The 19,860-nt window shown below is 66.4% G+C and carries 18 protein-coding genes; all 18 read right to left on the minus strand.

The window, feature by feature from the left end:
- Window positions 1-65: 65 nt before the first annotated feature.
- Window positions 66-926: an urea ABC transporter ATP-binding protein UrtD gene (urtD, locus tag BTN82_RS02750; RefSeq protein WP_075117653.1), complete on the minus strand. Its 861-nt coding sequence runs from the start codon at window positions 924-926 to the stop codon at window positions 66-68.
- Window positions 923-2,002, minus strand: coding sequence for an urea ABC transporter permease subunit UrtC (gene urtC, locus BTN82_RS02755; protein ID WP_075117654.1), 1,080 nt, complete (start codon window positions 2,000-2,002; stop codon window positions 923-925). Before urtC ends, urtD begins: the two co-directional genes overlap by 4 nt.
- Window positions 2,002-3,504 carry an urea ABC transporter permease subunit UrtB gene (gene urtB, locus BTN82_RS02760; protein ID WP_075117655.1) on the minus strand — a complete coding sequence of 501 codons (1,503 nt, stop codon included), beginning with the start codon at window positions 3,502-3,504 and terminating at the stop codon, window positions 2,002-2,004. The genes urtC and urtB overlap by 1 nt, the downstream gene beginning before the upstream one ends.
- A gap of 187 nt (window positions 3,505-3,691) precedes the next feature.
- On the minus strand, window positions 3,692-4,957 hold the full coding sequence (gene urtA / locus BTN82_RS02765) for an urea ABC transporter substrate-binding protein (protein WP_075117656.1): 1,266 nt from the start codon (window positions 4,955-4,957) through the stop codon (window positions 3,692-3,694).
- Between the two features lie 340 nt (window positions 4,958-5,297).
- Complete coding sequence (locus tag BTN82_RS02770; RefSeq protein WP_075117657.1) at window positions 5,298-6,308, minus strand: FecCD family ABC transporter permease; 1,011 nt, start codon at window positions 6,306-6,308, stop codon at window positions 5,298-5,300.
- Complete coding sequence (locus BTN82_RS02775; RefSeq protein WP_075117658.1) at window positions 6,305-7,264, minus strand: ABC transporter substrate-binding protein; 960 nt, start codon at window positions 7,262-7,264, stop codon at window positions 6,305-6,307. The genes BTN82_RS02770 and BTN82_RS02775 overlap by 4 nt, the downstream gene beginning before the upstream one ends.
- Window positions 7,261-8,049: an ABC transporter ATP-binding protein gene (locus BTN82_RS02780; RefSeq protein ID WP_075117659.1), complete on the minus strand. Its 789-nt coding sequence runs from the start codon at window positions 8,047-8,049 to the stop codon at window positions 7,261-7,263. Before BTN82_RS02780 ends, BTN82_RS02775 begins: the two co-directional genes overlap by 4 nt.
- Before the next feature lie 122 nt (window positions 8,050-8,171).
- A complete protein-coding gene (locus BTN82_RS02785; RefSeq protein WP_261792926.1) occupies window positions 8,172-10,301 on the minus strand; it encodes a TonB-dependent receptor in 2,130 nt (709 codons plus the stop codon).
- Window positions 10,302-10,470: 169 nt separating this feature from the next.
- A complete protein-coding gene (locus BTN82_RS02790) occupies window positions 10,471-11,853 on the minus strand; it encodes a PepSY-associated TM helix domain-containing protein (protein ID WP_075117661.1) in 1,383 nt (460 codons plus the stop codon).
- A gap of 149 nt (window positions 11,854-12,002) precedes the next feature.
- The gene (locus BTN82_RS02795) at window positions 12,003-14,138 is read right to left on the minus strand and encodes a TonB-dependent copper receptor (protein ID WP_075117662.1); all 2,136 of its coding nucleotides are present in this window, start codon (window positions 14,136-14,138) and stop codon (window positions 12,003-12,005) included.
- A 94-nt stretch (window positions 14,139-14,232) separates the two neighbouring features.
- Window positions 14,233-14,670 carry a DUF2946 domain-containing protein gene (locus tag BTN82_RS02800; RefSeq protein WP_261792928.1) on the minus strand — a complete coding sequence of 146 codons (438 nt, stop codon included), beginning with the start codon at window positions 14,668-14,670 and terminating at the stop codon, window positions 14,233-14,235.
- Between the two features lie 27 nt (window positions 14,671-14,697).
- Window positions 14,698-15,192: a copper chaperone PCu(A)C gene (locus BTN82_RS02805; RefSeq protein ID WP_075117663.1), complete on the minus strand. Its 495-nt coding sequence runs from the start codon at window positions 15,190-15,192 to the stop codon at window positions 14,698-14,700.
- 48 nt (window positions 15,193-15,240) lie between these two features.
- Window positions 15,241-15,639, minus strand: coding sequence for a DUF2946 domain-containing protein (locus tag BTN82_RS02810; RefSeq protein WP_075117664.1), 399 nt, complete (start codon window positions 15,637-15,639; stop codon window positions 15,241-15,243).
- A gap of 110 nt (window positions 15,640-15,749) precedes the next feature.
- Window positions 15,750-16,073 carry a DNA-binding protein gene (locus BTN82_RS02815; RefSeq protein WP_075117665.1) on the minus strand — a complete coding sequence of 108 codons (324 nt, stop codon included), beginning with the start codon at window positions 16,071-16,073 and terminating at the stop codon, window positions 15,750-15,752.
- A 5-nt stretch (window positions 16,074-16,078) separates the two neighbouring features.
- Window positions 16,079-16,414, minus strand: a complete 336-nt coding sequence (locus BTN82_RS02820; RefSeq protein ID WP_075117666.1) for a type II toxin-antitoxin system RelE/ParE family toxin — start codon at window positions 16,412-16,414, stop codon at window positions 16,079-16,081.
- A gap of 228 nt (window positions 16,415-16,642) precedes the next feature.
- Window positions 16,643-17,356 carry a cobalt-precorrin-6A reductase gene (locus tag BTN82_RS02825; RefSeq protein WP_075117667.1) on the minus strand — a complete coding sequence of 238 codons (714 nt, stop codon included), beginning with the start codon at window positions 17,354-17,356 and terminating at the stop codon, window positions 16,643-16,645.
- Window positions 17,353-18,450, minus strand: coding sequence for a cobalt-precorrin-5B (C(1))-methyltransferase (locus tag BTN82_RS02830; protein WP_075117668.1), 1,098 nt, complete (start codon window positions 18,448-18,450; stop codon window positions 17,353-17,355). Before BTN82_RS02830 ends, BTN82_RS02825 begins: the two co-directional genes overlap by 4 nt.
- Before the next feature lie 105 nt (window positions 18,451-18,555).
- On the minus strand, window positions 18,556-19,761 hold the full coding sequence (cbiE, locus tag BTN82_RS02835) for a precorrin-6y C5,15-methyltransferase (decarboxylating) subunit CbiE (RefSeq protein WP_075117669.1): 1,206 nt from the start codon (window positions 19,759-19,761) through the stop codon (window positions 18,556-18,558).
- Between the last annotated feature and the right edge of the window lie 99 nt (window positions 19,762-19,860).

The raw sequence follows: 19,860 nt of genomic DNA on the forward strand, positions 1-19,860 counted from the left end.
GCAGGAGGTCCTGCGGACCTTGCGCAGCCTTCGGCAGCGGCTACAGGGATGTGGTGTTCGTGAGGTCAGCGGCCGAGGTAGACCTCGATCACCCGTTGGTTTTCCTGCACGTGTTCCAATGACCCTTCAGCCAGCACGCTGCCCTGGTGCAGCACGGTGACGTGGTCGGCGATCGCGCCGACGAAGCCCATGTCGTGCTCCACCACCATCAGCGAATGCTTGCCCGCCAGGCGCTTGAACAGTTCGGCGGTGAATTCGGTCTCGGCGTCGGTCATGCCCGCCACCGGCTCGTCGAGCAGCAACAGTTGCGGGTCCTGCATCAGCAGCATGCCGATCTCCAGGAACTGCTTCTGGCCGTGGGACAGCAGGCCGGCCTGGCGCTCCACCGAAGCCGTCAGGCGAATGGTCTCCAGCACCTCGCCGATGCGGTCTTTCTGCTCGCCGGAGAGTTTCGCCCGCAGGCAGGCCCACACCGACTTGTCGGTCTTCTGCGCCAGCTCCAGGTTCTCGAACACGCTCAGGGCCTCGAACACCGTGGGTTTCTGGAACTTGCGGCCGATCCCGGCCTGGGCGATCCGCACCTCGCTCATCTGCGTCAGGTCCAGGGTTTCGCCGAACCAGGCCTTGCCGTGGGTGGGCCGGGTCTTGCCGGTGATCACGTCCATCAGGGTGGTCTTGCCGGCGCCGTTGGGGCCGATGATGCAGCGCAACTCGCCGACGCCGATGTAGAGGTTCAGGTCGTTGAGGGCCTTGAAACCGTCGAAGCTGACGCTGATGTCTTCCAGGGTCAGGATGGTGCCGTGGCGGGTATTGAGGCCCTTGCCGGCGGCCTGGCCGAGGCCGATGGCGTCGCGGCTGGCGCCCGCATCCTTATTGGGATCGAGGATGGGTTCGAGCATGAAGTCCGCCGTCGGTGTGATTCTCATGATTCGCCCCTCTTTTTCAGCAAGCCGATCACGCCTTTAGGCAGGTACAGGGTCACGACGATGAACAGCGCGCCGAGGAAGAACAGCCAGTACTCGGGAAAGGCCACGGTGAACCAGCTCTTCATGCCGTTGACCACGCCGGCGCCGAGCAGCGGGCCGATCAGCGTGCCGCGTCCGCCCAGGGCGACCCACACGGCGGCCTCGATGGAGTTGGTCGGCGACATTTCGCTGGGGTTGATGATGCCCACCTGCGGCACGTACAAGGCCCCCGCCAGGCCGCACAGCACTGCGCTCAGGACCCAGACGAACAGCTTGAAGCCGCGCGGGTCGTAGCCGCAGAACATCAGGCGGTTCTCGGCGTCGCGCAGCGCGGTCAGGACCCGGCCGAACTTGCTCCGCGCCAGGCGCCAGCCGCTGTACAGGCTGGCCACCAGCAACAGCACGGTGGCCAGGAACAGTACCGCGCGGGTCCCAGGCTCGGTGATGCCGAAACCGAGGATGCTGCGAAAGTTGGTGAAGCCGTTGTTGCCGCCAAAACCCGTCTCGTTGCGAAAGAACAGCAGCATGCCGGCAAAGGTCAGGGCCTGGGTCATGATCGAGAAATACACGCCCTTGATCCGCGAGCGGAAGGCGAAGAAGCCGAACGCCAGGGCCAGCAACCCCGGCGCCAGCACCACCAGGCACAGGGCCCAGAGAAAATGCTCGGTGCCGGTCCAGTACCAGGGCAGTTCGCTCCACGAGAGGAAGGTCATGAACGCCGGCAGGGCATCGCCCGAGGCCTGGCGCATCAGGTACATGCCCATGGCATAGCCGCCGATGGCGAAGAACAGCCCGTGGCCCAGGGACAGCAGCCCGGCGTAGCCCCAGACCAGGTCCAGGGCTAGGGCGACGATGGCGTAGCAGAGGATCTTGCCCACCAGGGTCAGGGTGTACGCCGAGACGTGCAGCGGGTTGTCCGCCGCCAGCAGCGAGAGCAGCGGCAGGGCCAGCAGTACGGCGAGGATCAGGGCGCCGACGGTGACCGTGAGTTTGGGGCCGGCCTTTTGCGTTGCGGTTATCAATAGAGGCTGGTTCATCAGTCGATCACCCGTCCCTTGAGAGCGAAGAGTCCCTGCGGACGTTTCTGGATAAACAGAATGATCAGCGCGAGGATCAGGATCTTGCCGAGCACGGCGCCGATCTGTGGTTCGAGAATCTTGTTGGCGATGCCGAGGCCGAACGCGGCGAACACGCTGCCGGCCAACTGGCCGACGCCGCCGAGCACCACCACCAGGAACGAGTCGATGATGTAGCTCTGGCCCAGGTCCGGGCCGACGTTGCCGATCTGGCTCAGGGCCACGCCGCCCAGGCCCGCGATACCGGAGCCGAGGCCGAAGGCGAGCATGTCCACCCGGCCGGTCGGCACGCCGCAGCAGGCGGCCATGTTGCGGTTCTGGGTGACGGCGCGCACGTTCAGGCCCAGGCGGGTCTTGTTCAGCAGCAGCCAGGTGAGGACCACCACGAACAGCGCGAAGGCGATGATCACGATGCGGTTGTACGGCAGCACCAGGTTGGGCAGCACCTGGATGCCCCCCGAGAGCCAGGCCGGGTTCGACACCTCGACGTTCTGCGCGCCGAACACCAGGCGCACCAGCTGGATCAGCATCAGGCTGATGCCCCAGGTGGCCAGCAGGGTTTCCAGCGGCCGGCCGTACAGGTGGCGGATCACCGTGCGTTCCAGGGCCATGCCGATGCCGGCGGTGACGCAGAACGCCACCGGCAGGGCGAGCAGCGGGTAGAACTCGATGGCTTGCGGGGCATAGCGCTGGAACAGCAACTGCACCACGTAGGTGGCGTAGGCGCCGAGCATCAGCATCTCGCCGTGGGCCATGTTGATCACCCCGAGCAGGCCGAAGGTGATCGCCAGGCCCAGCGCCGCGAGCAACAGGATCGAGCCCAGGGACAGGCCGCTGAAGGCCTGGCCGAGGACCTCGCCCACCAGCAGCTTGCGCTTGACCTGGGCCAGGCTGGTTTCGGCGGCGGTGCGTACCGCGGCGTCGGTTTCGGCCCCGGCTTCGAGCAGGCCTTCGAGACGGGTGCGGGCCAGCGGGTCGCCGGTTTCGCCCAACAGGCGCACCGCAGCCAGGCGCACGGCCGGGTCGGCGTCCGCCAGTTGCAGGTTGGCCAGGGCCAGGCTCAGGGCGTCGTGCACGCCCGGGTCCTGCTCGGCGGCCAGTTGCGCGCCGAGGAATTTCAGCTGCGCCGGCTTGGCGCTTTTCTGCAATTGCCGGGCGGCGGCCAGGCGGATCCTGGCGTCGGCGGCGAGCAGTTGATGGCTGGCCACGGCGGTGTCGATCAGGCCGCGCAGGCGGTTGTTCAGGCGCAGGGTCTTGGCTTCGCCGGCGATGTTCAACTGGCCTTGTTGCAAGGCGCCGAGCAGTTCGAGGCGCGCCGGGTCGGGCTGTGCGGCCCAGCTTTCCAGGAGGCTGGCTTGCTGGGCAGGGTTGGCCGCGACGAAGTCTTCGGCGTCGCCGGCCCTGGCCACCAAGGGCAGCAACAGCAGGCAGGCGAGGATGAGTCGGTAAAAGGCAGTGGGCATATCGTTAGCCTTACGCGGACAGGCGTGGACCTGTGCAGGGTTCTGTAGCCGCTGCCGCAGGCTGCGATAAGGTCCGCAGGACCTTCCGAGGGCCTCAAGAGCACGTCCTCTTCGAGGCCGATCGCAGCCTGCGGCAGCGGCTACAGGGGTTGTGCCGGACCTGGGAGGGCCGGCGTCCATCCGGTGCTTAGTTGCTCTTCACCGCGTAATCCGGCTTCTTGTCGTTGCCCGGGATGAACGGGCTCCACGGCTGGGCGCGGATCGGGCCTTCGGTCTGCCAGACCACGCTGAACTGCCCGTCGGGCTGGATCTCGCCGATCATCACCGGCTTGTGCAGGTGATGGTTGGTCTTGTCCATGGTCAGGGTGTAGCCCGACGGCGCGGCGAAGGTCTGCCCGGCCAGCGCTTCGCGGACCTTGTCGACGTCGGTGGACTTGGCTTTTTCCACCGCCTGGGCCCACATGTGGATGCCGACGTAGGTGGCTTCCATCGGGTCATTAGTCACGGCTTTATCCGCGCCCGGCAGGTTCTTGGCCTTGGCGTAGGCTTTCCAGTCGGCGACGAACTTCTGGTTCACCGGGTTCTCCACCGACTCGAAGTAGTTCCAGGCCGCGAGGTTGCCCACCAGCGGCTTGGTGTCGATGCCGCGCAGTTCTTCCTCGCCCACGGAGAAGGCCACCACCGGCACCTCGGTGGCTTTCAGGCCCTGGTTGGCCAGTTCCTTGTAGAAGGGCACGTTGGAATCGCCGTTGACCGTGGAGATGACCGCGGTCTTGCCGCCGGCGGAGAACTTCTTGATGTTGGCGACGATGGTCTGGTAGTCGCTGTGGCCGAACGGGGTGTAGACCTCTTCGATGTCCTTGTCGGCCACGCCCTTGGAATGCAGGAACGAGCGCAGGATCTTGTTGGTGGTGCGCGGGTAGACGTAGTCGGTGCCGAGCAGGAAGAAGCGCTTGGCGCTGCCGCCGTCTTCGCTCATCAGGTATTCCACCGCCGGGATCGCCTGCTGGTTCGGCGCGGCGCCGGTATAGAAGACGTTTGGCGACATCTCTTCGCCTTCGTATTGCACCGGGTAGAACAGCAGGCCGTTGAGTTCCTCGAACACCGGCAGCACCGACTTGCGCGACACCGAGGTCCAGCAGCCGAACACCACCGCGACCTTGTCCTGGGTCAGCAACTGGCGGCCCTTCTCGGCGAACAGCGGCCAGTTGGAGGCCGGGTCGACCACCACTGCTTCGAGTTTTTTACCGTTGACGCCGCCCTTGGCGTTGATCTCGTCGATGGTCATCAACGCCATGTCCTTGAGCGAGGTTTCGGAGATCGCCATGGTCCCCGACAGCGAGTGCAGGATGCCGACCTTGATGGTCTCGGCGGCCTGGACGGTCCAGGCCATGCCCATTGCGGCAATGCTTGCCGAGAGTGTGAAAGCCTTGATCAAGCTGCGACGCTTCATTGTGCGATCTCCATGAACTTATGAGTTTTCTAAGTGGGCAGATGCGGACTACTGAAGGGCTGTTTTGCAAGGGGTGTGCCGAGTCGGCGCGGGGCATGGAAATGTCGCTTTTACGGCGCGGAGCAGCAGGGGCGGCGCACCATTGCGGGGCCATGAAGAGTCCGTGGTGCGCCCTGGTGCGCCGGGTTGGTGCTGCCGGCCTTGGCTTGTGTAGCCGCTGCCGCAGGCTGCGATAAGGCCGAAGGCCTTCGGCGATCTTGAAACCTTGCGCGCCCTTCGGTCGCGATCGCAGCCTTCGGCAGCGGCTACAGAGAGCCGTCCGTCAATAGGTGTGAAGCGTTCAGCGCCGACGCATCAGGCCGATGAAAAACAGCCCGCCGATGGCCGCGGTGGCGACGCCGATGGGCAGGTCTTCGGGGGCGATCAGGGTGCGGGCGGCAACATCCACCCAGACCAGGAATACGCTGCCCAGCAGCACGCACACCGGCAGCAATCGACGATGCTCGGCACCGACCAGGCGTCGGGCGATATGCGGCACCATCAGCCCGACGAAACCGATGGAGCCGCTGATGGACACCAGTACCCCGGTCATCAGCGAGGCGATCAGGAACACTTTCAGGCGCACGTTGCGCGCGTTCAGGCCGAGGGTCACGGCGGTCTGCTCGCCGGCCATCAGCGCGTTCAACGGCCGCGCCATGCCCAGCAGCAAGGCCAGGCCCAGCAGCACGCTGGCCGCCGGCACCGCGAGCAGCTCCCAGCGCGCCAGCCCCAGCCCGCCGAGCATCCAGAACATCACCGCCGAGCTGGCGCGGTGGTCGCCCATGAACAGCAGCAGGTTGGCCGCCGCCATCATCACGAACGACACCGCCACCCCGCACAGCAGCAGGCGGTCGCTGTCGAGCCGGCCATGGCGCGCGGCGATCCCGAGCACCAGCAGCATGCTTGCCAGCGCACCGATAAAGGCCGCGATGGGCAGGGTCAGCAGACCGACGATTTCGCCCACATGCAGCACCACGATCACCGCCCCCAGGGTGGCGCCGGAGGTCACGCCGAGCAGGTGCGGGTCGGCCAGCGGGTTGCGCGTCACCGCTTGCAGCACCGCGCCGATCAGCGCCAGCCCGGCGCCGACCAGCGCGCCCAAGAGCATGCGCGGCACGCGGATCAGCCAGACGATGTGTTCCTGGCCGGCGCTCCAGTCCACCTCGCCCAGGCCAAAGACCTTGTGCAGCAGGATCCGCCATACCACGTCCGCCGGCACCCGCGCCGAACCGAAACCCAGCGACAACACGCAGGACGCCAGCAGCAACACGCCGAGGGCCGCCAGCAACCCGGCATAACGACGATCGATCATGCGCCGTGGAAACCCTTGGCCAGGGTTTGTACCGCTTCGACGTTGTCGATGCCCGGTGTGGCCTGCACGTAGGGGATCACGATAAAGCGCTGGTTCCTGATCGCGTCCACCGCTTGCAGCGCCGGGTTGTCCATCAGGAACCGCTGTTTCTGCTCGGCGCTGATTTCGCTGTAGTCGACGATCACGATCACCTGCGGGTTGCGCTCGACCACGGTCTCCCAGTTGACCCGGGTCCAGCTGGCCTCGACGTCGTCGAGGATATTGCGCCCGCCGGCGGCGGCGATCAGCGCCTGGGGCATGCCCAGGCGGCCGGAGGTCATGGCGCGGTCTTCGCCGCTGTCGTAGAGGAACACCCGCGGTTTTTCCGGCGCCAGGTCCTGCTGGATCGCGGCGACCTGTTGCTGCATGTCGGCGATCAGCTGGTTGGCGCGGTCCTGCACGTCGAAGATCTTGCCCAGGTTGCGCAGGTCGTTGTAGGTGTCGTCGAGACTGGCCGGCGGGCGCTTCATCACGAACGCGCAGGACTCGGTGAGCTCCAGCACCTTGATGCCCAGCGGCGCCAGGGTCTGTGGGGTCAGGTCGCCGCCGACGCGCATGCCGTAGTCCCAGCCGGCGAAGAAGAAGTCGACGTTGGCGTCGAGCAGGGTTTCCACCGAGGGGTACTTGGCCGCCAGTTCCGGCAGGCCGTCGAGGATGCTGCGCATCTGTGGGGTCACCGCCTTCCAGCCGCTGATGCCGCTGTAGCCGACCATGCGCGACTTGAGGCCGAGGGCGAGCATCATCTGGGTCATGTTGATGTCGTGGCTCAGGGCGTGTTTCGGCGCCTCCTTGAAGGTCACCTCGCGGTTGCAACTGTGGATGGTCAGCGGGTAACGGGTGGCTTCGGCGAAGGCCTGGCCGGCGGCCAGCGACAGGGCGAGGCACAGGCTGGAGCGAAAGAGCGCGCGCAGGGTCATGGTTGGGTTATCCAGGTGATTCGTGGGTAGCCGGAGAGTGGGTGTTGGTCGACCAGGGCCTCGACGCCGAACACCTGTCGCAGCAGCTCGCGGGTCAGGACTTCGGCCGGGGTGCCACTGGCGACGATGCGACCGTGGTCGAGCACGTACAGGCGGTCGCAGAAGGCCGCGGCCAGATTCAGGTCGTGGATGCTGGCGAGGGTGCCGATGCCCAGGCGCTTGACCCGTTGCAGCAGTTCCAGCTGGTAGCGCGGGTCGAGGTGGTTGGTCGGCTCGTCGAGGATCAGCAACTGCGGTTGCTGGGCCAGGGCGCGGGCCAGGATTACCCGCTGTTTTTCGCCGCCGGACAGGGTGGCGAAGGCATGCTGCTGGAAGCCCAGCAGGCCCACCGATTCCAGGGCCTGGCGGGCGATGTCGCGGTCTTGCGCGCTGTCGCCGTCGAACAGTCCCTTGTGCGGCGTGCGGCCCATGGCGACCACCTCTTCGACGGTCAGGCCGAAGGCGTCGGGAAACTCCTGCAACACCACCGCGATGCGTTGGGCACACCAGCGCGGCGGTTGTTTCCAGACGTTGTAGTGATCGAGCAGGACTTCGCCCTGTTGCGGTTTGCTGAAGCGATAGCTGCACCGCAGCAGGCTGGTCTTGCCGCTGCCGTTGGGGCCGATCAGGCCGACGAACTCACCCGGCGCCACCCGCAGGCTGGCCTCACGCAGCTGGAACTGGTGATGGCAGCGGCCCTGGCCCAGGGGTGTCCAGGTCAGGTCGGTGAGGGTCAGCGAGGTCATGCAGTGTCCATGTGATTTGTAGCCGCTGCCGCAGGCTGCGATCGGCCGCGTAGCGGACGCGCTCTTGAGGGCCTGAAGGTCCTGCGGACCTTAGCGCAGCCTGCGGCAGCGGCTACAGGTGGTTAAAAGGTGTAGTCGGCGGTCACGAAAAACGAGCGTGGTTCGCCGAGGATCCATTGCTGGCCCTCATTGTATTGGCTTTGCGCGTACTGCCGGTCGAACAGATTGTTCAACTGCAAGCCCAGGGTGGTATTGCGCAAGGCCTGCCACGACAGCACGGCATCGACCACGGTGTAGCTGGGCAGCTCGTTGCGGTTGGCCAGGTCGGCGTAGCGGGCGTCGACATAACGCACCCCGGCGCCGGCGCGCAGCTTATCGGTCACGGCCTTGTTCAGCCACAGGTTGGCGGTACGCCGCGGCACGTCCACCGGGCGGTTGCCGCTGCGCGAGACGAACTGGTTGCCCACCTGCTCTTCGAAGTCGTCGTACTGGGCCCTGACGATGGCGGCGTTGGCCTGCAGTTGCCAGGCGTGGGGCAGCTGCACATCGAGGCTGGCTTCCAGGCCGCTGGACGATTGCTGGCCGACCTGCTGCTTGAGCGTCGGGTTGCCCGGGTCGTCGGTCAACAGCTTCTTCTTGACGATGTGATAGGCCGCCAGGGTCCACTCGCCGCGCTGGTCCCAGAACATTTGCTTGAGGCCGATCTCGCTCTGCCGGGCAGTGGCCAGGTCGTACTGCTGCTGGCTCGGGCTCAGGGAAATCAGGCCGCCGACGCCGTCGGTGCTGGTGGCGTACTGGCCGTAGAGCGAGGTGTCCGGGGTCAGGGCGAACACCAGCCCGGCCTTCCAGTTATTGCCGGTCAGGGTCTTGTCGCTCTGGCTGCCGTCCACCAGGTTGTCGCGGTCTAGGTGTACGTAGTCGCGGCGCACGCCGGTCACCAGGGACCAGCGCTCGCTGAGCTGGGTGCGGTTTTCGGCGAAGGCCGACATCTGCTGGGTGGTGCTCTGGAACTGCGCGCGATAGGCCGAGGCGCTGTCGAAGCGGCCCTTGTCCGGGTGCTGCAGGTCCAGGGCTTCGCCACCCGGCAGCGCATCGATGAACGGCGAGTTGCTGTTGAGCTGGAAGCGGATGCGGTTGTAGTCGACGCCGGTCACGGTCTGGCTGTCGAGGCCGAACAGGCTGTGCTTGAAGGTGAAGGTCTGGCGGTCGCCGACCTGTTCCTGCTGGTGCTTGATGGCGAAGTTGCCGCTGCGCAGCAGCTGTTGGCCGGCGCTGTCCCAGTTAAAGTTTTCGGCGTTCTGCCAGCGGCGCTGGGCCTTGAGGTAGTACAGCTCGTTGTTGGCGCTGACGCTGTCGGAAAGCTGCCACTCGCTGGTCAGGCGCGTCCACTGGTCGTTGTAGTGCTGCTTGTCGTTGCCGATGTTGTAGTTCTTGTCCCGCAGGCCCTCGTGGAAGCGGCCGTTGATCAGCGGGGTGCCGAAATCATTCATCGGCCGCTGGTCGCCGTAGTCGTGGGCGAGGGTGAACGCCAGGTCGTCCGTGGCCTGCCAGCGCAACGCCGCGCTGATGAAGTCGCTGGCGCTGTCGCCGCGGTCGATCCAGCCGTTGCTGCGCAAGCGGTTGAGGTTCAGGCGGTAGCTCAGGGTGTCGCTCAGCGAGCCGCCGCTGTCGAGGGCCTGCTGCTGGCGGTCGTAGGAGCCGTAGCCCAGGCGCAGGTGGTTTTCGATCTCGCCGGCAAAGGGCTTTTTGGGAATCGTGTTGACCACCGCGCCGGTGGCGCCTTCGCCGTACAGCACCGAGGCCGGGCCGCGCAGCACGTCCACCCGTTCCACCGACCAGGTGTCCACCGGGAAGGTCACGGTGCCCATGCCGCTGTACAGGCGGTTGCCGTCGTACAGCTGCATCACCGAACCCTGGCCGGTAAAACCGCGGGCCGACAGCGAGGTGCCGCCATCGCCCGGGGTGCCGGTGCGGCTGATGCCGGTGCTGCGCGACACCGCGTCCTGCACGCTGCGGTCGCCGCGCTGGCGAATCCGTTCACCGCTCAGGCTCTCGGTGCTGGCCGGGGTTTGCAGGGCGCTCAGGCCCAGGCGCGAACCGGCCGTGGTCGGGGTGTGCAGGTTGATGTCCTGGCTATCGACGGCGGGCGCGCTGATGGTGCCGGTGGGCAGGGTCAGGGGCGCGCTGTCGGCCTGGGCGGAGGGGTTCAGGGCCAGCAGGCAGAGGCTGGACGCCAGGTACTTATTCTTCATGGGGCAGTTCATCGGGGCGCTGCGATCGCTTCTTCGAGAGGGTTACCCGCAGCGTGGGCGGCTGCGGGTAGGGATCTTACCTGTAATTGTTATAAAGTAACATTATGCAGGCGAGAAATTGAAGCGACAGCAGTCTACAGATCGCTCTACATCGTGCATCTCGCCTGATTCATGATGAAGATGAAGCCGATTCAGCCGAGCGGTTCCAGCGCGACAGCAGCAGCTTGTCCAGTAGCCACACGGCCACCAGCGAAGCCCCCACCAGCGGGAAAATCAGCGCCAGCGCGAGCATGATCGCCATCGCGGTTTTCCATTTCGGCAGGTCGTGGCGCAGCGGCGGCACGCCCAGGCGTCCCTGCGGGCGGCGCTTCCACCAGATCACCAGGCCGCTGACGGCGCTCAGCAGGATCATCAGGCAGATCAGCAGCACGGCGATCTGGTTGAGCGGGCCGAACATCTTGCCTTCGTGCAGCATCACCCCGATCTCGGTGGCGCGGGCGACGTTGCTGTAGTGCTCGAAACGCACGTCGGCCAGGACCTTGCCGGTGTATTGGTCGACATGCAGGGTGGCGTCGTTGCGCGGGTCGTCGGCGAACACGGCGATGGTGAACACACCACTGGCGGTGGTCGGCAAGGTGATGCTGTAGCCGCGCTCGACCCGGCGCTGGGTGGCGATGTCCTGCACGTTCTGCAGGCTGATCGCGGGGGCCGCCGGGCCTTCGTGCGCGGCGCCGTGGGCCATGTGTTCGGCGTGGTCGCCGGACATCGGCATCGGCGTGTTTTCCAGGGCCCAGGGCACGGTCTGGCGGCTGGCGGTGTTGAGCGTCCCGGCCTGCTGGTCGGAGGTGGGCACGTCGTTCCACATCGCCGCCGGGAAGCGGTTCCACAGCTCGGCGTACTGCTTGCCCCAGAAACCGGTCCAGGTCATGCCGCTGAGCAGCATCACCAGCAGGAAGGCCGCGCCCCAGAAACCGACCACGGCATGCAGGTCGCGCCAGAGCACGCGGCCGCGGCTACTGAAGCGCGGCCACAATACCCCGGCCGACGACTTGCCGCGCGGCCACCACAGGTACAGGCCGGACACCACCAGGACAATGCCCCAGCCTGCCGCCAGTTCTACCAGCCGGTCGCCGAGGGTGCCGATCATCAGCTCGCCGTGAATGGCCCGGGCGATGGCTTGCAGATTGTTCTTGGCGTCCTGCTCGCCAAGGATGTCGCCGCGGTACGGGTCGACGAAGACATTGAGTTCGCTGCCCTCCTTCTGCACCACGAACTGCGCGCTGCGGCCGGCTTCGAGCGGCGGCAGGTACTGCTTGACGTGGCCTTGGGGGTACGCCGCCTGCACGCGCCGGAGTTGCTCGTCGGCGCTGAGCAGGTGATGGCCCGCCGGCACGTGCAGCAGGTTGCCGTACATCAGCGGATCGAGTTGCGGCTTGAACAGGTAGATGATCCCGGTGAGGGACAACATCACCATGAATGGGGCCACGAACAGCCCGGCGTAGAAATGCCAACGCCAGGCCAGGTTATAGAAAGACACTTTGGGTGGGTTCATCAGGGCACGCTCCACATTGGCGATGCAGCTATTGTTTTATCGGTTCGCGTGGCGGCTTTGCCGCCTGGATCGCGAGCAATCGAGCGTCGACCGGCTGCTCCTACAGGGTTTCGTGTGTCCTGTAGGAGCGAGCTTGCTCGCGATGCTGTTTAGAAGCTCAAGTCCACCTTGGTCCAGAGCGTGCGCCCCGGTTCGTTGATGGCTTGCGGGTCATTGGCCGGGTAGCCGAACCCGGCGTTGCCGGCCAGGTTCAGGTGCTCTGCGTAGGCCTTGCCGAACAGGTTGTCGACGCCGGTGCTGACCTTCAGGTTCTTGTTGATCCGGTAGGCGCCGTTGAGCGAGAACACGCCAAAGCCGCCGCTCTTGCCGAAGTCCTTGCCGACCACGTTGCCCTTGTTTTCGTCGATGCGGTTCTGTGCCGCCACCACCCGCCACAGGGCGCCGGCGCTCCAGTCGTCCTCGCTGTAGGTCAGGCCGAAACGCGCGTCCAGCGGCGGCATCTGTGGCAACGGCGTGCCGTCGCTGCTGTTCTTGCCCCAGGCGTAGGCCAGGGTGGCGTCGGCCTTCCAGTTGGCGGTCAGCTTGTAGGCCGCACCGAGTTCGCCGCCCATGATCCGCGCGTCGATGTTCTCGGCTTGCGAGGTCATGCCCATCATGCCGGGGCGGTAGTTGAACAGGATGTAGTCGCGGACCTGGCCGATGTAGCCCGAGGCCCAGGCTTCCACGTCGGCGGTCTTGTATTGCAGGCCGAAGTCGAGCTGGGTGGTTTTTTCCGGCTTGATCGAATCGAAGGCGTTGACCGAACCGTTCGGGCCCCTGTTCGGCGAGAACAGCTCCCAGTAGTCCGGGAAACGTTGCGCGTGGCCGAGGCCGACGTAGGCGGTGGCCGGGATGTCGGCCAGGTCGTGCTCGTAGCGCACGAAGCCGCTGGGCAGGGTGTCGGCGCGGGTATCGCCGGCGGTCGGGTTGGGGCGGGTCATCATCCCGGAGCCGATGCTCTGGCGATAATCCTTGGCCGAGGCGCGGTCCAGCCGGGCGCCGCTGATCAAGCGTTCGCGGTCGGCGGCGTACCAGGTCAACTCACCGAAGGCTCCGTAATTGTGGAAGTCGGCATCTTTGGTGCGCGGCTGCTCCTTGTAGGTGTCGATGCCCATGCCGCTGCGCTGGCGATGTTCGTTGGTCTGCGCGTCGAGGCCGCCGATCAACTGCACGTCGGCCCAGCGCCAGGTGGCCTTGATCCGCGCGCCGAGGGTGCGGCGGTCGACGTTGCTGGCCATGGGGCCGGCCATCATCCCGGTGCCGGACGGCGTGCGCAGGGTGTAGTTGTCCATCACGTGGTCGGCGTAGTTGTAGTAGACCTGCGCCTCGACCTTATCCAGCACCTCGCCGATATTCGAGCGCTCGAAACGCAGCCCCAGGCTTTCGCGCTTGAACTGCGAGCCGTCCATGCCGCGCCCGGCGTAACGCGCTTCGCCGTCGCCCTTGCCGGCGGTGAGCTCCAGCAGGGTGTCGGCGTCCGGGGTCCAGCCCAGGGCCACGTCGCCGTTCCACTTCTCGTAGCGCGACGGCACGGTGTCGTTGTTGCCGTCCTTGTAGTCGTCGGAATGGGCCTGGTTGCCGATCACCCGCACATACCCCAGCGGTCCGCCGGCGGCAGCATCCACCACCTTGTCGAAGCGGCCGTTGGAACCGGCCAGGACGCTGGCGTTGACCCGGGTGCCGAGTTCGCCGAAGTTTTCCGGCTCGCGGTCGAAGAGGATGGTCCCGGCGGACGCGCCCGGGCCCCAGAGCACGGTTTGCGGGCCCTTGATCACCGTCAGCTTGTCGTAGGTTTCCGGCGAGATATAGGAGGTCGGCGCGTCCATGCGGCCGGGGCAGGCGCCGAGCATCATGCTGCCGTTGGTGAGGATGTTCAGGCGCGAACCGAACATGCCGCGCAGCACCGGGTCGCCGTTGGTGCCGCCGTTGCGCACCAGGGCGAAGCCGGGGATGGTCTTCAAGTAGTCGCCGCCGTCGCTGGCCGGCACCGGCTGGCGCGGGTCCTTGGGGTTGGTGACCACGGTCAGCGGCGAGCTGGGGGCGATGGCGGTGATCACCGTCGGGCTCAGTTCTTCGCCGTGCTGGCTGTGGTCGACCGGCTGTTCGGCCGCCAGGGCCAGCGGCGCGAGCAGGGCGCCGCAGAGGGCGGCGAAGGCGTGGCTGAATCGCACACGCGACGGGTTCAGGGCGAAGGTTGCGGATGCCTGTGCAGGGCACAGGCGAGTGTCAGCAGAAAACCTGGACATAAAGGTTCCATCGATCATTTCGTAAACAACACGGCCAGCAGCCTGCGGCTGTCTTTTCTACAGTTGGCCGGGTGATGTGGCGTCGCGGGAGGGTTTACGAAGCGATGGGCGGGGCGCGGGTACGCGCGCCGGGGAACACCGTTTGCCGGGCATGGCCCAGGCGCGGCGAGGGGGTGAGGAAGTGACTCGATGGCGAGCTGTCGAGCGCGCTGAACGACAGGCCGCCAGGCAGCGCCGGGCAGTTGAACAGCAGGCCGCAATAGCCGCATTTTTCCCAGAGCGCGTGGTGCTCGCCCTGGGGCTTGCCGTGCTCTGTGCCGTGTGGGGCTTCACCGTGGCAGCCGGGCTCGCCCATGCGCATGTCCATCGACATGGACATGTTCATCGGCATGGCCCGATCCATCGGCATCGCCTGGGAAATCAGCGGACCGATAAAGATCATCAGCATGGCGAACAGGCTGATCCAGCTGCCGCGCCGTACCTTCAAGGTGTGGTGGCGCGGCGCGGATCGCCGGTTGCCGGGCGAGCGCAAGGAGTTCACGGGAATGACCGCCGGCGCTTATGGGGCGTGCATGTGTTCCTGGGTGCCCGCGGGCGCCTCTTTCTGCACCGCGACATCGACCGTCACGTCGCCGGATTTCTCGAAGTGCAGGGTCAGCGGGAAGCGCTTGCCGTCGCGCAGCAGGCTGCGGTCCTTAAGCTCCAGCAGCATCACGTGATAGGCCATGGGCGCGAAGGTGACCATGGCGCCAGGGGCGATGGCCACGCTGGGCACCTGCTGCATCTTCATCAGGTCGCCCTCTTGCACATGCTCATGCAACTCGGCCTTGGCGGCGATGGGCGAGTCGACGCCCAGCAGGCGGTCGGCATTCGCACCGGTGTTGTGGATGACGAAATAGGCCGCCACCGTCGGTGCATTGGGCGGCAGCTCCTGGGACCAGGGGTGGGCGATCTGCAACTCGCCGGCCTTGTATTCGTGGGCGGCGGCAAAGCCTGTGGGCAACAGCAGGGCGGCCAGCAGCAGGGCTTGCAAGACCGGGGCGGATTTCAACATGGCAGTTCTCCAGAACGATTCAACACGCAGTTCGTTTGCGAGGTGGAATCACACCAGAGGTGAGGCTCGGGGGTTGAGGCTCGGCCATTGCTGGCGCGGGGTGGGCAGGGCCAGTGCTGGCGGCGCGACGCCGCGGTTGGACTCGAAACGGGCGAAATACAACTGCGGCACATGGCCGGGCAGGGCGACCAGGGGCGCCGAGCCGGAGCAGCACCAGCAGTGCTGCATGTTGGAGTGATCGTCGTTCTGCGGGGCCTGCTGTTCCAGCTTGCCCAGGGAAATCGCCACCAGCTTGGTGCCGCTGGATGAGCAGAAGCTGCCCCACAGCAGTTGCTCGGCGGGTGCTCGATCCGTCTGCTGCATGGCTCCCGAAAGCGGCATGGCAAGCATGTTGAACAGCACTGCGAAGCAGGCGATCCAGGCAAATGCGAGCCGTTGTCGGGACATGGTGACAATCCGTCAGGTTGAGCGAACAGGGCGTATTTAGCCTGATCGCCGTGGATAAGTAAAAAGGCGCTGTGCGGTGTGGTGTCGCAGCGCTGCCTGGTCTGCCTTCCTCAGTGAGCCGGCACGGCACGGACTTCCATGGCCACGCCGAGCTGGGCGCGAATGGCGGCGAAGATCGCGGCCAGGTTGTCCATGCTCGGGTTGCCGCTGGCGGACAGCATGCGATGCAGGCTCTTGCTCGGCTTGGCGGTCTCGCGGGCCAGGGCTTCGAAGCCGACAGTGGCATTGACCAGGTCGCGCAGGATGATCCGCGACATCTCCGGCTCGCCGTTGAGGAACAGCGTAGCAGCCTCGTCCAGCAGCGCCTGGGTAAACGCCGGGTCGCGCTCGGCACGTTCGGCAATGCTGTGTTTGAAACTTCGAGTCAGTACCATGGGGGTTACCTCGCTTTCAGTTCGGCCTTCTTGCGGTGATGGAATTCAGCGATCAGTCGTTTCGCCTGCCTGATATCCGCCTGCTGCGTGGACTTGTCGCCACCGCCCAACAGGATCACCAGGTGCCTGCCTTCCTGGATCAGGTAGATCCGGTAGCCCGGGCCCCAATCGATGCGGTACTCGCCCAGGCCGTCGAACCACTTGATGTTGGAAGTGTTGCCCATTTCCAGACGCAGCAGCGCGGTGGAAACCTTGACGGCTGCCTGGGTATCCAGCGTGGCGAACCAACGAGCGAAGGGGCTGCGCTGGTTCTCTTGCTGGTATTCCTCGACTGTGATCATCGTCGGCCTTGAAGGTAACAAATAAGTTACTTTGTGGGTAGGCCTGTGATCGTGACGCAAAGCCTGTCCGTGGCCAATGCGGCAAGTGTTTCCTCGCTCTTCAATACGCAAGAGCCCCGTGCCGCGCAGGCTCGGGCTGTGCTTTGCCGTTCGGCGGAAGGCCCCTGAGGGTTTGGTTACTCGATGTATCGACCTGCGCGTTGCTCAGGAGAAACGCCGTTCAGCCGGTCAGTGCAGGGCCTGGAGCAGCTCGTTCAGGTGGTGGAACTCCCGATCGACCGCCGGCAAGGGCGGTCGCTGCAGGATCAGCACCGGTACCCCGCGCTCGCGGGCTACTTCCAGCTTGGGTTCGGTGGCGCTGCTGCCGCTGTTCTTGCTGATCAGCACATCGATCCGGCGGCGCTCGAACAGCTGGCGTTCGTCGTCGATCAGGAAGGGCCCGCGGGCGCCTATCACTTCGCAGCGGGCGTTGCCGGGGTACACGTCGAGGGCGCGCAAGGTCCAGAACTGTTCGGCGGGGATCTCATGCAGGTGCTGCAAAGGCTCGCGGCCCAGGGTGAACAGCGGGCGCTTGAAGGGCTTCAGCGCCTGGATCAGCCCGGCCCAGTCGCGGATGTCGCGCCAGTCGTCGCCAGCCTGCGGCTGCCACGCCGGCCGGCGCAGGGCCCAGCAGGGGATGCCGCTCAGCCGCGCGGCGCGGGCAGCGTTCTGGCTGATCTGCGCGGCGTAGGGGTGCGTGGCGTCCAGCAGCAGGTCGACGCCCTGCTCGCCAACGAACTGCGCCAGGCCCTCCGCGCCGCCATAGCCGCCGACCCGCACCTGGCACCTGAGGTCGTCGGGCACGCGGCCGATGCCCGCCAGGCTATAGATATGCTCCGGGCCCAGGGTGCGGGCGATGGCCAGGGCCTCGGTGACCCCGCCCAACAGCAGGATGCGTTTCATCGAACAACCCCCGCATGGCCGACGATGCCGCCTTGGCGATCGATGGCGAAGACTTCGACCTGGACCTGTTTCGGCACCACGCTGCGGGCAAAATCCAGGGCGTGCCGGCACACCGCATCGCCCAGCTTGATGCCGGCGGCGCTGGCCATGGCCAGGGCTTGCTGGCTGGTGTTGGCGCCGCGGATGGCGGCTTGCAACGCTGGGTCGGCGCCGACCGCGGCGGCCCACTCGGCCAGTTGCGGCAGGTCGATGCTGGAGTGACGGCTGTGCAGGTCCATGTGCCCGGCGGCGAGCTTGCTGATCTTGCCGAAGCCACCGCACAGGCTGAGTTTTTCCACCGGCACCTTGCGCAGGTGCTTGAGCACGGCGCCGACGAAATCGCCCATTTCGATCAGGGCGATTTCCGGTAGGTCGTAGACCCGGCGCATGGTGTCTTCGCTGGCGTTGCCGGTGCAGGCGGCGATGTGCTGGTAGCCGTTGGTCGTGGCGACATCGATGCCCTGGTGGATCGAGGCGATATAGGCCGAGCAGGAAAACGGCCGCACGATGCCGCTGGTGCCGAGGATCGACAGGCCGCCCAGGATGCCCAGGCGCGGGTTCATGGTCTTCAGCGCCAGGGCTTCGCCGTCCTCGACGTTGACCGTGACCTCGAAACCGCCCGGGTAACCCTTCTCTTGCGCCAGCGCCGCCAAGTGCTCGCTGATCATCCGTCGCGGCACCGGATTGATCGCCGGCTCGCCGACTCCCAGCACCAGGCCCGGACGGGTCACGGTGCCCACGCCTTTACCGGCAACGAAACGGATGCCGCCGACCGGGCTCAGGCGCACCTGGGAATAGAGCAGGGCGCCGTGGGTCACATCGGGGTCGTCACCGGCGTCCTTGATCGTCCCGGCTTCGGCGCCGTCGCCGGTGAGGCGGCAGAACTCCAGGCGCATCCGCACCTGCTTGCCCTTGGGCAGGACGATTTCCACCGCATCGGCGCGGGTGCCGCCCAGCAACAGGCGCGCCGCCGCCAGGCTGGTGGCGGTGGCGCAACTGCCGGTGGTCAGGCCGCTGCGCAGCGGAGCCGGTTGCTCCGCGGTTTCCTCACGCATGCACGGCCCCCTGTAGGCGCGAGCGTGCTCGCGATAGCGTCCGCCAGAGGGACCGCGTTGTCTGGGTCACGAGCAAGCTCGCTCCTACAGGACAGGGAAGGGTGGTCATAGCGGTTTGACGAGGTCGAGCACGGTAATCGGCAGTGCCTGGCGCCAGGTGTCGAAATCCCCCAGCGGCTGGGCCTGGGCGATATGGATACGGGTCAGCTCGCCGCCATGCCGGTCGCGCCAGGCCATCAGGGCCATTTCGCTTTGCAGGGTCACGGCATTGGCCACCAGCCGGCCGCCGGGCTTGAGCCGGGCCCAGCAGGTGTCGAGCACGCCTTCGCGGGTCACGCCGCCGCCGATGAAGATCGCGTCCGGCGCCTCCAGGCCGTCCAGCGCCTGGGGCGCGTGGCCGCGAATCAGCTGCAGGCCGGGTACGCCCAAGGCATCGCGGTTATGTTCGATCAGTTGCTGGCGCCCGGCGTCGGCCTCGATGGCCAGGGCCCGGCAGCTGGGGTGCGCGCGCATCCATTCGATGCCGATCGAGCCGCTGCCGGCGCCGACATCCCACAGCAGTTCGCCCGGCACCGGCGCCAGGCGCGCCAGGGTGATGGCGCGGACGTCGCGCTTGGTCAGTTGGCCGTCGTGCTGGAACGCCGAGTCGGGCAGGCCGGCCAGGCGCGACAGGCGTGGGGTCGCGGGTTCGGCCAGGCATTCGACGGCCACCAGGTTGAGGTCGGCGACCAGCGGGTCGCTCCAGTCGTGGGCGTGGCCGTCGATCCGCCGTTCGGCCGCGCCGCCCAGGTGCTCCAGCACGCTGAGGCGGCTCGGGCCGAAGCCGCGTTCGCGCAGCAGCGCGGCGATGGCCGAAGGGCTGAGGCCGTCGTTGCTCAGGACCAGCAGGCGCACGCCGCTGAACAGCTGGGCGGCGAGGGCGGCCACCGGGCGGGCGACCACCGAGAGCGTCACGACTTCTTGCAACGGCCAGCCCAGGCGCGCGGCTGCCAGCGAATAGGAAGAAGGCGCGGGCAGTACCTGCATTTCTGCCTGGGCCACCTGGCGCGCCAGGCTGGCGCCGACGCCGAACAGCATCGGGTCGCCGCTGGCCAGCACGCACACCGGCTCGCCCCGTTTGGCCAGCACCGGCTCCAGCGAAAACGGGCTCGGCCACAGCTGCCGCTCGCCGCGAATGCACACGGGCAACAGGTCAAGTTGCCGCTGGCCGCCGACGATCCGCGAAGCGCCCAGCAGGGCGCGACGGGCGTTCTTGCCCAGGCCCTTGAAGCCGTCTTCACCGATTCCCACTACCGTCAGCCAGGGCGACATCTTTATTCCTCGAACGCGAAAACTGTTCTTCCGACAGGCAGGCTTTTCATGCCTTCGGACAAAGCAGGCATAATACCGCGCCTTCGCCCGCGAAGCGCC

It is taken from the genome of Pseudomonas chlororaphis, assembly GCF_001921865.1.
GTDB lineage: Bacteria > Pseudomonadota > Gammaproteobacteria > Pseudomonadales > Pseudomonadaceae > Aquipseudomonas > Aquipseudomonas chlororaphis_D.